Below are 222 nucleotides of genomic sequence, written 5' to 3' on the forward strand. Positions count from 1 at the left end.
TCCGAAGTTCCTATTCTCTAGAAAGTATAGGAACTTCAGAGCGCTTTTGAAAACCAAAAGCGCTCTGAAGACGCACTTTCAAAAAACCAAAAACGCACCGGACTGTAACGAGCTACTAAAATATTGCGAATACCGCTTCCACAAACATTGCTCAAAAGCAGCTCTTTGCTATGTTCTATATCTTCTATATCCCTATATAACCTACTCATTGACCTTTCGCTC

Annotated in this window: 1 protein-coding gene; it reads right to left on the reverse strand. The window is 40.1% G+C overall.

All coding sequences use genetic code 11. The features are described from left to right. Nucleotides 1-35: 35 nt before the first annotated feature. On the reverse strand, nucleotides 36-222 hold a 187-nt coding region (locus FDW96_RS25250; RefSeq protein WP_212732883.1), incomplete at its 5' end, for a hypothetical protein.

The organism is Citrobacter sp. TBCS-15 (assembly GCF_005280815.1).
GTDB lineage: Bacteria > Pseudomonadota > Gammaproteobacteria > Enterobacterales > Enterobacteriaceae > Citrobacter > Citrobacter werkmanii.